13 protein-coding genes and 1 tRNA gene are annotated in these 14,750 nt (G+C 55.8%); 6 read left to right on the top strand and 8 right to left on the bottom strand.

The annotated features are described in order from the left end of the window. Positions 1-225 precede the first annotated feature (225 nt). The 3 genes from ACP15F_RS10600 (at position 226) to ACP15F_RS10610 (ending at position 4,027) form a co-directional block, all read left to right on the top strand. A complete protein-coding gene (locus ACP15F_RS10600; protein ID WP_424940762.1) occupies positions 226-1,212 on the top strand; it encodes a sulfotransferase family protein in 987 nt (328 codons plus the stop codon). Further along, entirely contained in the window at positions 1,202-2,422 is a 1,221-nt protein-coding gene (gene chrA / locus ACP15F_RS10605) for a chromate efflux transporter (protein ID WP_424940763.1), read from the top strand. The genes ACP15F_RS10600 and chrA overlap by 11 nt, the downstream gene beginning before the upstream one ends. 366 nt (positions 2,423-2,788) lie before the next feature. Further along, on the top strand, positions 2,789-4,027 hold the full coding sequence (locus tag ACP15F_RS10610) for a helix-turn-helix transcriptional regulator (protein ID WP_424940764.1): 1,239 nt from the start codon (positions 2,789-2,791) through the stop codon (positions 4,025-4,027). A gap of 142 nt (positions 4,028-4,169) precedes the next feature. Here the strand turns inward: ACP15F_RS10610 and ACP15F_RS10615 are convergent, their stop codons facing one another. Next, a complete protein-coding gene (locus ACP15F_RS10615; RefSeq protein WP_424940765.1) occupies positions 4,170-4,640 on the bottom strand; it encodes a hypothetical protein in 471 nt (156 codons plus the stop codon). Positions 4,641-4,830: 190 nt separating this feature from the next. Here ACP15F_RS10615 and ACP15F_RS10620 point away from each other — a divergent pair, with 190 nt between their 5' ends. Continuing rightward, positions 4,831-5,025, top strand: a complete 195-nt coding sequence (locus ACP15F_RS10620; protein ID WP_424940766.1) for a hypothetical protein — start codon at positions 4,831-4,833, stop codon at positions 5,023-5,025. 208 nt (positions 5,026-5,233) lie between these two features. Here ACP15F_RS10620 and ACP15F_RS10625 read toward each other — a convergent pair. Continuing rightward, a tRNA-Ala gene (locus ACP15F_RS10625) sits at positions 5,234-5,309 on the bottom strand. Between the two features lie 97 nt (positions 5,310-5,406). Then, on the bottom strand, positions 5,407-5,727 hold the full coding sequence (locus ACP15F_RS10630; RefSeq protein ID WP_424940767.1) for a TIGR02300 family protein: 321 nt from the start codon (positions 5,725-5,727) through the stop codon (positions 5,407-5,409). 126 nt (positions 5,728-5,853) lie between these two features. Here ACP15F_RS10630 and ACP15F_RS10635 point away from each other — a divergent pair, with 126 nt between their 5' ends. Further along, complete coding sequence (locus ACP15F_RS10635) at positions 5,854-6,585, top strand: M48 family metallopeptidase (protein ID WP_424940768.1); 732 nt, start codon at positions 5,854-5,856, stop codon at positions 6,583-6,585. Positions 6,586-6,616: 31 nt separating this feature from the next. After that, on the top strand, positions 6,617-7,267 hold the full coding sequence (locus tag ACP15F_RS10640) for a GntR family transcriptional regulator (protein ID WP_424940769.1): 651 nt from the start codon (positions 6,617-6,619) through the stop codon (positions 7,265-7,267). A 55-nt stretch (positions 7,268-7,322) separates the two neighbouring features. Here the strand turns inward: ACP15F_RS10640 and ACP15F_RS10645 are convergent, their stop codons facing one another. The 5 genes from ACP15F_RS10645 to ACP15F_RS10665 form a co-directional block, all read right to left on the bottom strand. Further along, on the bottom strand, positions 7,323-7,985 hold the full coding sequence (locus ACP15F_RS10645; protein ID WP_424940770.1) for a hypothetical protein: 663 nt from the start codon (positions 7,983-7,985) through the stop codon (positions 7,323-7,325). Positions 7,986-8,365: 380 nt separating this feature from the next. Next, a complete protein-coding gene (lpdA, locus tag ACP15F_RS10650) occupies positions 8,366-9,751 on the bottom strand; it encodes a dihydrolipoyl dehydrogenase (protein ID WP_424940771.1) in 1,386 nt (461 codons plus the stop codon). Between the two features lie 100 nt (positions 9,752-9,851). Further along, a complete protein-coding gene (locus ACP15F_RS10655) occupies positions 9,852-10,121 on the bottom strand; it encodes a hypothetical protein (protein WP_424940772.1) in 270 nt (89 codons plus the stop codon). Positions 10,122-10,246: 125 nt separating this feature from the next. After that, complete coding sequence (odhB, locus tag ACP15F_RS10660) at positions 10,247-11,740, bottom strand: 2-oxoglutarate dehydrogenase complex dihydrolipoyllysine-residue succinyltransferase (RefSeq protein WP_424940773.1); 1,494 nt, start codon at positions 11,738-11,740, stop codon at positions 10,247-10,249. 3 nt (positions 11,741-11,743) lie between these two features. Further along, positions 11,744-14,722, bottom strand: coding sequence for a 2-oxoglutarate dehydrogenase E1 component (locus tag ACP15F_RS10665; RefSeq protein WP_424940774.1), 2,979 nt, complete (start codon positions 14,720-14,722; stop codon positions 11,744-11,746). Positions 14,723-14,750 lie beyond the last annotated feature (28 nt).

The following is a 14,750-nucleotide window of genomic DNA, read 5'->3' on the forward strand; positions in this document are numbered from 1 at the left end:
GAATTTTCGAGTTCGCTTTCGGAACTTGGGGCAGATTGCTTAATATTTTCACTACACAGGTAGTTTTCCCAATTTCACGCCACACAGAGGAAAAGCTCTTAAGGTTAATGTGTGTTTCATCTGCGTTAACGAAACGTAAACAATTTACACGCTTTAGTTGTGTCTTGAAGCAACCACCGCGACTCTGAAGCGTCAGAGAAGGTGGTCCAAAACGGAGCGCTGCAGATGCCATATTTCATGATCGGGACGCAAAGGTCTGGTTCGAACCTACTGCGTATCATGTTGAACCAGTCACCCGAACTTGTTGCCCCTCACCCACCACATATTCTGGAAAGACTTTGGCCGTTGTTGTCTGAATATGGCGACCTGCAGGATCCACAGGCGTTTTCGCGCTTGGTGGATGACGTTTGTCTGCTTGTCGAAACCAACCCGGTCAGTTGGAAACTTGGCCAGATTGATCGCGCAGCCTTGGAGCAAGCTTGCTCAGAGAACTCACTCGTGGCCGTCTATTTTGAGATCCATAACCTGCTGACACGTCACAACATGGCAACGGACTGGGTTTGCAAATCCCTAGCGAATGTTCACTTCGCGGAAGAGATTGACCGCTTTGGTGGTGAGAATGCCAAATTCATCCACCTGCATCGTGATGGACGGGACTCAGCACTGTCGTTCCGCAAGGCGATCGTGGGCGAAAAATCATTCTATCACATTGCAAGACAATGGCGTGCAGAGCAGGAAAAGGCACTGGAACTTGGCCGAAAACTATCGGCTGACCGTTTCATATCGATCGCGTACTCCGACTTGATCGCGCGTCCAGAATCCGAGCTGCGTCGCTTGTGTGACTTTATGAACGTCCAGTTCTATCCCGACATGTTAGAGTTCCATAAATCCCGCGAAGCCGCGAGCACATCCGTGGCCGGGCAGATGTGGTCCAATGTGCAAAAACCGGTCATGTCGCAGAATACAAACAAGTTTATGCGCGAGATGAGCCCACAGGATATCGCGGTATTCGAAGCTGTTGCGGGCGACATCTTGGACAGGATGGGTTACCCATTGATGAGCGATTTTGACGATGAGAACCAGCGCCTTAAGGTGCAAGCTCTGGAAAATGCAAACCCCGACGATTTGCAGAAGCGAAAAGCGCAGGCGTCGGTGATGCAAGAGATCAAAGAACGTCTCGCCAACAGCAACACAAAACGCCATGTCGCATAAATCTGTCAGCGCCTACGCCGAGGAGATTTCGCTCGTCCGATTGTTTTTAATCTTCTTCAAAATTGGGTGCATCTCGTGGGGCGGATATATGGCGCTGATCTCGGTTGTTCGGTCCGAGATCGTTGGGAAGTACCGTCTGATTGAGGATGATGACATCATGGACGGTGTCGCCCTTGCGATGCTGCTTCCAGGACCCGTCGCGGTGAATGTCGTCGCATATGTCGGCGACAAGATCCGCGGTCCGCTTGGCGGTGCCGTGTGCGCCGCGGCGGTGATCCTTCCGTCATTCCTTCTGATGGTCGGCTTCGCGGCCCTTTACCTGTCTTGGGGAACTCTGGTTGTGGCGGACAAGGCGCTGGCAGGCGTTCTGCCCGCGATTGCGGCCATTATCCTGAATGCGGGCCTGAAGATGCGTGAGAAGGCCCTTCAGGGACCCATAGATGTTGCTATAGCCGCAATAGCGGCCGTCCTGCTTTTGACCGTTGGTGGTATCTGGGTCGTGGTCGGAATTTTCGCGGTCGCGGCGGTCGTCGGCATCCTGCGACATCAGTCGGCCGATGCGGATATTCCCGTCGAAGAACCGCGCGTTCAACCAGCATTTGGACGCGGGTCACGTGTCGTCTCTTTGTTCTTGCTTATGTGTATCGGCCTGTTCCTGTTTCTTCCTCAATTGAATATCACATCGATCCTTGTGCAGTTGTTTTCGGTGTTCTCCGGCATGAGCCTGCTGCTCTTTGGGGGCGGATATATCTTCATACCCATGATCCAAGAGGCCGTCGTGAATACTTACGGTTGGCTGGCCATCGAGGATTTCGCAGCAAGTATTGCACTGGGTCAGGTCACGCCCGGACCCATTCTGATCAGCGCGACATTCATCGGGTATAAAGTCGCGGGCCTCGCCGGCGCTGTGATTGCGACAATTGCAATCTTCATGCCGCCAGCTGCCTTGATCATACTGGCCTCGCATCAGTTACAGCGGTTCCGCCACTTGTCGCGTTTCAAAGCCGCACAGGCCGGCATTCGAACAGCAGTCTTTGGATTGATCATCTCGGCCGCAGCTTCGTTGCTGATAGGTATCGCCAGTGAAGCGACAAACCTGCTGGCACCCGCGGCGATTTTCGTACTGTCGTGCGTCTTACTGATGCATCTGAAAAAGGGAGAGATCTGGACCGTGCTGATCGCGGCAGGGTTGGGACTGCTCATCTTCTAATAAGAAGCGAGAACGCAGATTGGTTCAGGTGCAGCCTATATGACCCTGTACGCACAGACCACACTTGGCGGATTGCGGACACAAACTGCATCCAAACACCCATCAAGCCGGTACCACGGAAACCAGGACTCAGGTCGTCAAGAAACCGGAAACGCCTGAAGAGCCAAAGTCAATGACTATGCCCTTTGGGCTTTGCCCTGTTTGGAAAACGGGCAAGTCCACAGCGTTCTCCGTCCTATATGTCGAAGACGTGAAAACGTGCGTGGCCAGCAATATCCACAGCCTTGACGGAATTGTTTTCAGTGTGAAGTATTGAAGTCGCTACATTACTTGTTGAAGAAATTGGCTGGAGTGGGGAGGTCAATCGTGGCCGGCTCTGACATGAGAGCAGCACAAGAACTAAGCGAACTCATTGGTCTTATTTATGATTCAGCGCTTGAACAGAACCAATGGGAGAGGCTGCTTCAAAAGATATGCGAGATGTTCCCTGGTCATATGGCATTGACCGGCACGTTCGACGGCGGCCATTTCCTTGGTGGGTATTCTCCTTCAGGTTTTATGACCGAACGTTTTAAATCAATGTATGAAGCCCGCTGGGACGACGGACATTTTATTGGTGATCAGAAGGCCTATGCCGACGAGCGCGCAGCCGCGCTTCGACGCGATCCGCCAACTTTGGGCAGGGTCCGCAGCTCTCGGGATTGGTATTCGGATGAAGAGTATCGCAACACGGCATTCAATCGGATTTTCATGAAGCCAGTTCGAACCGGTCATTGGACGACGCTCGTTTTCGCACTAAATGGCACGCGTCTGGCAGCCCTTATGTTTTTTGAGAACGAAGAAGAAAAGCTTGAAAAAGACTTCGTCGGGCTCCGCCAAATTCTGGAACTCATTTCACCTCATGTGGTGCGCGCAACAAGAATTGCCCGGGCACTTTATATGGCTAAGGAAGTTGCCGAAACTTACAAAGGATTTTTGGACGCGATCGCCATCCCGCTTTTGATTTCGGACAGCGGCCGGACATTACAGATGGCAAATTCGGCAGGACAGCGCCTTTTGGACCGAGGGGACATATTTCGGCTGTCCCAGACCGGAAGCCTGTCTTTGGTCGATACGCATGATTTCAACGCGTTTCGTAAGATCCTGCTTGATGTCGAAATTGACAACGATGCCCGCGGCTTGCGTCTGGAGCAGGCGGATGGCGTTATTTCGCTCTGCGTCGCGCCATTCCATCCTTCGATGGTCACGCATCTGCAGGCAGAGAAAGACGTGTTTGATAAAGACCAGTTGCTAGCGATCTTTGTCGGGGCACACGGAACGCATTCGATTAATCCCGGGTTGTTGCAGGACGTCTTCCAACTAACACCGCGTGAAGCGACGATCTGCAACGCCTTGGCGTCCGGACAAACGCCCGTGCAGATCTCAAGCGAACTGGGCCGGGCTGAAAAGACCATCCGCAACCAAATTCAATCTGTATATGACAAGGTCGGTGTCGCTTCGAACCGCGAGCTGTCAGACGCGCTGTCCGTATTCCGGGCTGTCGGCGCAATGTTTGATTCAGAAGATCCGTATTTGTTCGGAGAACAGCAGCCACAGATCACTTGAGATCGAGTTGGTGCTCAAAACACAAAGCTTCTTGGGTTTCGTCGTGTTGTCACAGAAAAGTTCGGCGTCCTTTCTAAAACGCCGAACTTAGGTTTGTGGACCGAAGCGCCTCTGCGCTCGTCACTTCTAGGGAACCAACCCCTTAGTTAACGGCAACCGACCCAAGAACATCGAGCTTAGAATCCCCGGTCTCGGGATTGGTCGCTGTGGTGAAAGTGCCGCCGCCAGTCGCATTGGCAAACTTTCCAGTCCCACCCGCGACATACCATGTCCCAACCGAGGCTCGTTCCGGCGTCATGCCGGTGACATTCCAGGGGCCAAACCATGTGTCGCCATCTGCGTCAGACCAAGTGCAGACCCCCATACCAGAAGCGCCAGAGCCCAGAGCAATTTGCATGCTGCCCAAGCATTCACCGGTCATCCCATCAAGGGGGGATCCATTTTCGGGCAACGTGTACATCGACTTGAGATCGACAAAAACATGCGTCTCGCCCAGAGGCATATATTTGTTCTCTGATTTGCCAACCGTTGTTCCGCTGACATCATACGAAGCTCCACCGGCAAAAGCCGCGCCAGTCGAAGCAATAAATGCAAGTACAGTAAGGGATTTCATCAAATTTCTCCTTCGAAACATCCTCGACGCTTTTTGTTTCAGCGCGTCGTTTGCTGATGTTTCAAAACTGGCATGGCGCTCTTAGCACATGCATGAGCAAAGCTACCCAAAGCGATATGGGCAATTCTCCTCATGAAACGCACCTTAGGACCACGGCATGATCCAGAGATCAGACAAAAGGAGTTTCAAAATGAATATGTTCACTCAATCAGTTAAGATCGTTGTTGCCGCATCCGCTATTGGCCTTGGCGCAATTACGGTGCCTACGGCGGCACATGCCATGTCCATGCCAACACTGAGCTACCCCGACGCGGGCAACGGGTGGGGCTGCCGTTTCACAAACACTTGTGAGTTTGGTTCGCCGACGACGCGCGAAAATCGCTAACAACCATAACAAACTGGCTTGGCCGTATCGTTGAAATGAAATGCACGGCCAGCCAGAAATCGCACCAACTTCGAGCCGCGCCAATTGAGCGATCGCGAGGCCTGAATTCTTAGACGTATACAGAGTGCGAAATGGCAACAATGCATGCGAATGGAAATCGAATGCTGCGCAACCACTTAAAATCATTGCCAAATCAGAGAGAGGGATTTGGTGGAGCCTAGCGGGGTCGAACCGCTGACCTCTTGCATGCCATGCAAGCGCTCTACCAACTGAGCTAAGGCCCCATCCGTGACAGCCAAGTTGCTGTCTGTGCGCGGTATTTATGCAAAGGCGCGAAGGGGTTCAACCCAAAAAACGCGCCTTTGCAAAAATTATTGACGCTTACTCGTCTTCTTCCGCGGGCATATCCGCGATTTCGTCCAGCGACACTTCTTCATCATCATCGTCGTCCAGAACATCATCGCCCAGATCGACATCGGATGCGTCGTCATCTTCCAGAACAGCATCTGCGTCGTCGACCAGATCGTCCTTCATGACTGCTTTGTCTTCTTTGTCGGCCACCATCGTGCGCGACCCTTTACCGGTCTCCAGGTTTACGACCTCACCCGTATAGGGGCTGACCACCGGATCGGCGTTCAGGTCGTAAAAGCGTTTTCCGGTCGTCGGGCATACACGTTTGACGCCCCATTCAGCTTTGGGCATTTGAAACCCTTTCCGTTCATACTGACTCATCTGAGATTTCAGGCAACTGCCACAATGCTGCAAGGGTGTCAAAGCCTTTTGCAGCGAAGGGTTGACCTTGGACGGATTCAAGCCTCATTGAGGGGCATGTTGTTTCGAAATTCACGCAATCGGCTAACAGAGAGCACGACCCTGACTTTGGGATCACCCGATCCGGTTGTAATCGAGCTTCGGGCATCGAAACGTGCGCGCAGACTGTCTTTGCGCGTGTCCCGCCTGGATGGGCGCGTGACGCTGACGGCTCCTCACGGGTCCGACAAGGACGGAGCCCTTCAGTTTGCCACCGAACGACTGGACTGGATCCGGGGCCATCTGGCGCAAACTGCTCCCAGTGAAGTGCCGGGCATTGGGTCCACGCTTCCCTTTCGCGGAGAGCCACTGGCACTGGCGCGCGGACATGCGCGTGTTGTGCAAATTTCCGACAATAAATTGCTGTTGCCACCTCATTCCCCTGAACGTGACGCGATCCGGGCCGAGATGTTTCTAAAGGAAGCCGCCCGCGTGGCCCTTGTTGCCGCCAGCGACACCTATGCGGCGAAGGTTGGTCGGTCATACGGTCGGATCACCTTGCGCGACACACGGTCCCGCTGGGGGTCGTGTAGTTCTCGCGGCAATCTTAGTTATTCGTGGCGTCTGATCATGGCCCCGCCAGAGGTGTTAGAGTACGTGGCCGCCCACGAAGTCGCGCATCTTGTGCATATGGACCACTCCAGCGCCTTCTGGGCACAGGTCGAGGAAATCTTTCCAAGCTACCAAGCCCCACGGAAATGGTTGAAAGATCACGGGACCGATTTGCATCGCTATCGCTTTCGCGATTGACCTTTTGGGATTTGTGATCACAATTACCCGCATGCAAAGCCAAATTCGCCAAACCTCGGACAGTACCAGCGCGCATGAACGCGTTTATCGCCACTTGCGTACCCGCATCATGCACGGAGAGCTGGATCCCGGCGAAAGTCTGACCATTCGAGGCATCGGCGCTGAATACGATGTGTCAATGACGCCCGCACGAGAGGCCGTACGCAGGTTGGCTGCGGAAGGGGCGCTGACCCTATCCAGCTCAGGCCGTGTGACGGCACCAGACCTGTCCGCCGAGCGGATCGAGGAACTTACCGCCCTGCGTGCATTGTTAGAGCCAGAACTGGCCGCCCGCGCCCTGCCACGCGCCCATATGACCCTGATCGACCGCCTGCGTTCAATCAACGCTCGGGTTTCGGAATGCGTCGCTAATCAAGATGCTATCGGCTATCTGCGGACCAATCTGGAGTTTCACCGCACGATTTACCTGCGGGCACAGGCTCCGGCCATTCTGGCCATGGCAGAGACCGTCTGGCTGCAGCTTGGGCCCACCATGCGCGCGCTCTACGCAAGCGGCCAGCGTACCGACCTGCAACGCCACCACCGCATGATCCTGTCGGCCCTCGCAGCCGGAGACGAGCCTGCCCTGCGGCTGGCCGTACGCACGGATGTGACGCAGGGCTTGAAGATGCTGGTGGGGTAAGTCGCGCTGCCGAAGTAAGTAGAAAGAACAGGCGCTTGGACAGCGCCTGGTTCGATCAGTCCATCACATAGCGAAACGCTGCAATCTCGGCGTCCAGACGTTCGATATCGAGCGTGCTTTTCTCGGGCACAATGAAAAGACCCTGCCGTCCGCAAGTGTCTGCACGCTGAACAAACTCTTCAACGACATGATAGTGCGGCCGGTTCATATAGTCATCGAAAAACAGATGCGTTCCCGGACGTGCGTTTCTTAGGGATGTCAAAAAACAGCAAACCCGGAAACGGCCATCTACAAGAACCACATCAGGATCCGCGTTCCCTTGGCTCCACATCTGGCTGGCATAGTCGGAAAATCTAGCACGATGATCGTAGGTGCTTGGCCGACCCCAGGCTTTCAAAGGCCCAAGATCAATGTGGTTCAAGTGGAGCCGATCGGTAGCTTCAGCCGGCACACGCTGCCGAACCTTATCAAGCCAAGCCGAGCTCGTATCTGTCGCATGAATGTTCGCACCAGAGTTTTTGGCCATCCAAACGGTGCTCGCTCCACACCCATACTCGAAGTAAGTTACACTTTTCGCTGCAATTGATTTGAAAAGCGCGTCATCACCTTCAAAAAGGTCATCAGGATTTTTCCGCGAAGAATCCGATGCTCCCGCGCCTTTTTTTATCAGCTTCGCAAATGCAATGAGCCGCGATCTGCCGGTGGAGTTGTTTTTCATTTCGCTCACTCTCTAAAATCGATACTGGCCTTGCCCGTCAAAACCTCAAGTAGCTTCTCAGCGTGCCTTCTCAACGCTTGTTAGTGCACTGTTTGCAGCAAACTTGCTAGCTATGGGCAGTCGTTAAGCCATCATCTTGTGACAATTGTTAGACACTCGATAGGCACAATATTCTGCTTTGGCAATCACTTTGAGGTTGAAGCGGGTGCTAACGTCAAGTGGCCCGGCTTCCTTCTGATATTGCTTCGCACAACTACGGCAATTCCAGCCCCACGCCTTACTATGACGCAAAGGTTTCTCGTGAACCTCAGACACACCGACGCGACCAAAGAAAAAGGCACGCCAACCGGCGTGCCTTCTGTTTTGTAGGTAATCCGCAATTAGGCGTGGATCGCGCCGTCTCCGCAAGCCAGAGCCGCCTCACGCACCGCTTCCGAGAAGGTCGGGTGGGCGTGGCAGGTGCGGGCCAGATCTTCGGCCGATCCGCCGTATTCCATCAGCACACAGGCTTCGTGGATCAGTTCGCCAGCGGTTGGGCCCATGATGTGGACGCCCAGCACGCGGTCGGTGGCTTTGTCAGCCAAGATTTTCACAAACCCGTCGCCTTGGAAGACGGCCTTGGCGCGGCCATTGCCCATGAAGCTGAACTTGCCAACTTTGTAGTCAACGCCAGCTTCTTTCAGCTCTTGCTCGGTCTTGCCAACGGATGCGACCTCGGGCGAGGTGTAGATCACGCCGGGGATCACGTCATAGTTTACGTGACCAGCCTGACCGGCGATGCTTTCCGCAGCCGCCATGCCTTCGTCTTCGGCTTTGTGCGCCAGCATCGGACCTTCGGTCACGTCGCCAATCGCCCAGATGCCGGGAACGCTGGTTTTCCAGTGGTCGGTGGCAATCTGACCGCGCTCGGTCATTTTTACACCAGCGGCTTCCAGACCCAGACCGTCCACAAACGGACGGCGGCCGGTGGCAACCAGCACCACATCGGCGTCGATCACATGCTCGCTGTCATCCTTGCGCAGCTTGTAGTTTACGGTCGCCTTTGTCTTCTTGGCGTCCACTTTCTGAACGGCGGCACCCATGATGAAGTTCAGACCCTGCTTTTTCAGCGTGCGCTGGAAGGTTTTCTGGATGTCTTTGTCCATGCCTGGCGTGATGTCGTCGAGGAACTCAACAACAGTCACTTCCGACCCCAGACGTGCATAGACCGAACCCATTTCCAGACCAATGACGCCCGCGCCGATAACAACCATCTTCTTGGGGATCTTCGGCAGTTCAAGCGCACCGGTCGAGGTCACGACGACCTTCTCGTCTACCTCAACACCCGGAAGGCTCGACGGCTCGGAACCGGACGCGATCACGATGTGCTTGGCGTTGTGAACCTCGTCACCCACCTTGACCTGTCCGGCGGCAGGGATCGAGCCCCAGCCCTTCAGCCAGTCAACTTTGTTCTTTTTGAACAGGAACTCGATGCCTTTGGTGTTCTGACCAATGACGTCGTCCTTATAAGCCAGCATCTCTTTCCAATCGACCGAGGGGCTTTTGCCCTTCAGGCCCATCTTGGCGAAGTTATGCTCGGCCTCATGCAGGCTGTGCGAGGCGTGCAACAGCGCCTTCGAGGGGATACAGCCAACGTTCAGACACGTACCGCCCAACGTCTCGCGACCTTCAACACATGCGGTCTTCAGGCCTAGCTGAGCACAACGGATGGCGCATACATAGCCACCGGGGCCACCACCGATTACGATTACGTCATAGTCTGCCATATCTCTTTATCCTTCTTTCTTCGCCATGCGCTGGCCGACTGCCGTTTCTGCGCAACTTGCGTATTCGAATTGAAGTTGAAAACCGCCGTGGTTCTGTCCCTTAGACCGGGGTCAGCAGCTTCACACTCACATTGATCACACCATCCCGTTCCATATGCATGGCCAGTTCTTCGGATTCGAAGAACGCGCGGGCGCGGTCAAGATCAAGAACTTGGAAAAGCGCAACCGCGTGGTTGTCCTGTGCAGGATCACGCCAGACATGAAGCTCGCGGATACCGACTGCTTTCCGGTTGAAACGGTCCTTCTTGAAAACCGTATGCCAGGCGTCGAAATCAGCCACATCGGCTTGCCAGAGAATATGGGTTGCCATGGTCAGAAACTCCCTCTGTGTGCGGCGACCGTAGCACGCGATAGCATGCGGGTCTTTGACTTGAATCGTGCGCCTAAAACAGGATGCTGGCGCGCTCGGCCCAATGCCAAGCGCACCAAGGTTCTTTACAGATCCATCAGCAGACGGCGCGGATCTTCCAGTGCTTCTTTCACACGTACAAGGAAGGTTACGGCGCCTTTGCCGTCAACGATGCGGTGGTCATAGCTCAGCGCCAGATACATCATCGGGCGGATCACAACTTGGCCATTGATCGCCATTGGGCGGTCTTGGATTTTGTGCATGCCAAGGATGCCCGATTGCGGCGGGTTCAGGATCGGCGAGGACATCAGCGATCCGTAAACACCACCGTTCGACAGGGTGAAGGTACCGCCCTGCATTTCGTCCATCGACAGCTTGCCGTCACGAGCTTTGCGGCCCTTTTCGGCAATGGCTTTTTCGATCTGAGCGAAAGACATGCTGTCGGCATCGTTGATCACCGGAACCACCAGGCCCGTGGGCGTACCTGCAGCAACACCCATGTTCACATAGTTCTTGTAAACGATGTCGGTGCCGTCGATCTCGGCGTTGACTTCCGGCACTTCTTTCAGTGCGTGGCAGCAAGCTTTGGTGAAGAAGGACATGAAGCCCAGACGGACGCCGTGCTTCTTCTCGAACAGGTCTTTGTATTCCTTACGCAGAGCCATCGTTTCCGTCATATCCACCTCGTTATAGGTGGTCAGCATGGCGGCGGTGTTCTGGCTGTCTTTCAGTCGGCGCGCAATGGTCTGACGCAGGCGCGTCATCTTCACGCGTTCTTCGCGGGCGGGATCGCCTGCAGCGCGCGGAGCGGCCGGGGCAGCGGCGGGAGCAGCAGCTTTCGGTGCGGCCAAAGCGGCAGCAACGTCGTGCTTCATCACGCGGCCATCGCGACCGGTGCCCTGTACATCAGCGGGGTTCAGGCCAGCTTCGGCCATGGCTTTCTTGGCCGACGGTGCGTCTTCCACGTCCTTGCCAGTCGCCGCAGGTGCAGCAGCCGCGGCAGGAGCAGCAGCAGGAGCGGCGGCAACCGCACCGCCGGAAGACAAGACGGCCAGTTTGGCCGACGCGTCAACGGTGGTGCCTTCCGGTGCCAGAATCTCGGCCAGCACACCAGCGGCAGGCGCGGGCACTTCCACGGATACTTTGTCGGTTTCCAGCTCGCACAGCATCTCGTCCTGCTGAACTGCGTCGCCAACCTGTTTGAACCAGGTCGATACGGTGGCTTCCGACACGCTTTCGCCAAGCGCGGGGACCATCACGTCCACAGCCTGACCTGCGTCAGCGGCAGGAGCGGCAGCAGCCGGGGCAGCTTCAGCGGCGGCAGGTGCAGGGGCAGCGCCCTCGCCTTCGCCGATCATGGCCAGCAGCGCGTCAACGCCAACGGTATCGCCTTCAGCAGCAACGATCTCGCCCAATGTACCAGCAGCAGGCGACGGAACCTCGACGGTTACCTTGTCGGTTTCCAGCTCGCACAGCATTTCGTCAACAGCAACGGCGTCGCCGGGTTTCTTGAACCATGTTGCGACCGTGGCTTCGGTCACGCTTTCGCCCAGCGTGGGGACACGTACTTCAATGCTCATGGCTTATTTCCCTTCAATAGTCAGCGCGGCATCAACCAGCGCTTCTTGTTGTGCTTTGTGGGTCGATGCCAGACCCGTTGCGGGCGAGGCCGCAGCCGGACGACCAGCATAGACCGGACGCGTATGTTTCGCGCCGATGCGGGTCAGCACCCATTCGATATTCGGTTCGACAAAAGTCCACGAACCTTGGTTTTTCGGTTCTTCCTGACACCAGACGATTTCCGCCTGTTTGAAGCGCTCAAGTTCCTTGACGCAGGACATGGCCGGGAACGGATAGAACTGCTCAAGACGCAGGATATAAACGTCGTTGATGCCACGCTTGTCGCGCTCTTCCAGCAGGTCATAGTAAACCTTGCCCGAGCACATGACGACGCGCTTGATCTTGTCGTCTTTCACCAGCTTGGCGTCCGAACGGCCCGTGCCATTGTCACGATCGCCATCATCCCACAATACGCGGTGGAAGCTTGAACCTTCAGTGAAGTCCTTGGCGTCCGACACGCACAGCTTGTGACGCAGAAGCGATTTCGGCGTCATCATGATCAAAGGCTTACGGTAGCCGCGATGCAGCTGGCGGCGCAGGATGTGGAAATAGTTCGCTGGGGTCGAGCAATTCGCCACGATCCAGTTGTCACCACCACACATCTGCAGGAAACGCTCCAGACGGGCCGAGCTGTGTTCCGGCCCCTGCCCTTCGAAACCGTGCGGCAGAAGGACGGTCAGACCGGACATACGCAGCCATTTGCTTTCGCCCGACGAGATGAACTGGTCGAACATGATCTGCGCGCCGTTGGCAAAGTCGCCAAACTGGGCTTCCCACATCACCAGCGCGTTGGGTTCAGCCAGCGAATAGCCATATTCGAAACCCAGCACCGCATATTCCGACAGCATCGAGTCGATGACCTCGTAATGGGCCTGACCTTCGCGGATGTTGTTCAGCGGATAGTAACGCTCTTCGTTGTCCTGATTGATCAGGCCCGAATGGCGCTGCGAGAACGTCCCGCGCGTACAGTCCTGACCGGACAGACGCACCGGGAAGCCTTCAGTCAAAAGCGAGCCAAAGGCCAGAGCTTCTGCGGTCGCCCAGTCAAAACCAGTGCCGTTCGCGAACATCTTCGCCTTGGTATCCAAAAGACGCCCAACGGTCTTGTGCATCGGGAAGTTTTCCGGAGCCGTCGACAGGGCTTTGCCCACCTCGGTGAAGGTGTCGGTCGAAATCTCGGTCTTGCCGCGCTGGTATTCGTCACTGTTGCGATCAAGGTGCGACCAACGCCCATCCAGCCAGTCGGCCTTGTTGGGCTTATAATCTTTCCCGGCCTCGAACTCTTCGTTCATGTGGGCCTGGAAGGCCGCTTTCATGTCCTCAATCTCGCCTTCCGGGATCAGGCCATCCTTGACCAGACGCTCGGTATACAGCTGCAACGTGGTCTTATGCTTCTTGATGTTCTTGTACATCATCGGATTGGTGAACATCGGCTCGTCGCCTTCGTTGTGACCAAACCGGCGATAACAGAAGATGTCCAGAACCACGTCTTTGTGGAACTTCTGGCGGAACTCGGTCGCGACGCGGGCAGCGTGGACTACGGCTTCCGGGTCGTCGCCATTCACGTGGAAGATCGGGGCTTCCACCATCAGGGCGATATCCGTCGGATAGGGCGACGAACGGCTGAAATGCGGAGCTGTCGTAAAGCCGATCTGGTTGTTCACCACGATATGCATCGTGCCGCCGGTCTTGTGACCGACCAGCCCCGACAGGCCGAAGCCTTCCGCCACGACACCCTGGCCAGCAAAGGCCGCGTCACCGTGCAGAAGGATCGGCAGAACCTGATCACGATCCTCGTCGTTCATCTGTTCTTGCTTGGCGCGGACCTTACCCAGAACCACAGGGTTCACGGCCTCAAGGTGCGAGGGATTCGCGGTAAGCGATAGGTGAACCTTGTTGTCGTCAAACTGACGGTCCGACGAGGCACCAAGGTGGTACTTCACGTCGCCCGAACCATCGACTTCGTCCGGTTTGAAGCTGCCGCCTTGGAATTCGTTGAAAATCGCGCGGTAAGGCTTCTGCATCACATTGGCCAGAACCGACAGGCGGCCACGGTGGGGCATGCCGATGACGATATCTTTCAGGCCCAGCTGACCGCCGCGCTTGATGATCTGCTCCATCGCCGGGATCAGCGCTTCGCCGCCATCAAGGCCGAAACGCTTGGTGCCCATATACTTCACGTGCAGGAATTTCTCGAAACCTTCGGCCTCGACCAGCTTGTTCAGGATCGCCTTACGGCCTTCCTGCGTGAAGCGGATTTCCTTGTCGAACCCTTCGATACGTTCTTTCAGCCAACCGGCTTCTTCCGGGTTCGAGATGTGCATGTATTGCAGCGCAAAGGTGCCGCAATAGGTGCGCTTCACGATATCAAGGATCTGGCGGATCGACGCGACCTCAAGTCCCAGAACATTATCGATAAAGATCGGGCGATCCATGTCCGCTTCGGTGAAACCATAGGACGCAGGATCAAGCTCGGGATGGGGCGTGGGTTTCTGCATGCCCAACGGATCCAGATCCGCAACAAGGTGACCGCGAATACGATAAGCACGGATCAGCATCAGCGCCCGGATCGAGTCCAGAACAGCGCGTTTTACCTGATCATCAGAAAGGGTCACACCCTTCTCTGCAGCCTTCGCCTCGATCTTCTTGGCAGCTGCCTTGCCTTCTTCGGCAGGGGCTTCAGGCCATTGACCGTCCAGTGCGTGCACCCGGTCGCCATCCGGCATCGGGGGCCAGTCACCACGTGCCCAGCTGGGGCCAGCGGCCTCGGCGGTCACATCGCGGGCGTCATCCCCAAGCTCTGCGAAAAAGGCATGCCAAGCGGCGTCAACCGCGCTGGGATCTTTCACATACTGGGCGTAAAGCTGCTCCAGATACTCGGCATTGTGGCCTTGCATGAAGCTTGATGCATGGAAGATGTCGTTGGGGCTCTGGTCGTTCATTGGGTCACCTGAGAAATTGAAAACGCGC

The sequence above is a fragment of the Aliiroseovarius sp. S253 genome, from assembly GCF_049800855.1.
In the GTDB taxonomy this organism is placed as follows: Bacteria; Pseudomonadota; Alphaproteobacteria; order Rhodobacterales; family Rhodobacteraceae; genus Aliiroseovarius.

Excerpts from the sequence above, each read along its gene's own strand:
- ACP15F_RS10600 (WP_424940762.1), top strand. The coding sequence starts at position 226 with ATGCCATATTTCATGATCGGGACGCAAAGGTCTGGTTCGAACCTACTG.
- chrA (WP_424940763.1), top strand. The coding sequence starts at position 1,202 with ATGTCGCATAAATCTGTCAGCGCCTACGCCGAGGAGATTTCGCTCGTC.
- ACP15F_RS10615 (WP_424940765.1), bottom strand. The coding sequence starts at position 4,640 with ATGAAATCCCTTACTGTACTTGCATTTATTGCTTCGACTGGCGCGGCT.
- ACP15F_RS10620 (WP_424940766.1), top strand. The coding sequence starts at position 4,831 with ATGAATATGTTCACTCAATCAGTTAAGATCGTTGTTGCCGCATCCGCT.
- ACP15F_RS10630 (WP_424940767.1), bottom strand. The coding sequence starts at position 5,727 with ATGCCCAAAGCTGAATGGGGCGTCAAACGTGTATGCCCGACGACCGGA.
- ACP15F_RS10635 (WP_424940768.1), top strand. The coding sequence starts at position 5,854 with ATGTTGTTTCGAAATTCACGCAATCGGCTAACAGAGAGCACGACCCTG.
- ACP15F_RS10640 (WP_424940769.1), top strand. The coding sequence starts at position 6,617 with ATGCAAAGCCAAATTCGCCAAACCTCGGACAGTACCAGCGCGCATGAA.
- ACP15F_RS10645 (WP_424940770.1), bottom strand. The coding sequence starts at position 7,985 with ATGAAAAACAACTCCACCGGCAGATCGCGGCTCATTGCATTTGCGAAG.
- lpdA (WP_424940771.1), bottom strand. The coding sequence starts at position 9,751 with ATGGCAGACTATGACGTAATCGTAATCGGTGGTGGCCCCGGTGGCTAT.
- ACP15F_RS10655 (WP_424940772.1), bottom strand. The coding sequence starts at position 10,121 with ATGGCAACCCATATTCTCTGGCAAGCCGATGTGGCTGATTTCGACGCC.
- odhB (WP_424940773.1), bottom strand. The coding sequence starts at position 11,740 with ATGAGCATTGAAGTACGTGTCCCCACGCTGGGCGAAAGCGTGACCGAA.
- ACP15F_RS10665 (WP_424940774.1), bottom strand. The coding sequence starts at position 14,722 with ATGAACGACCAGAGCCCCAACGACATCTTCCATGCATCAAGCTTCATG.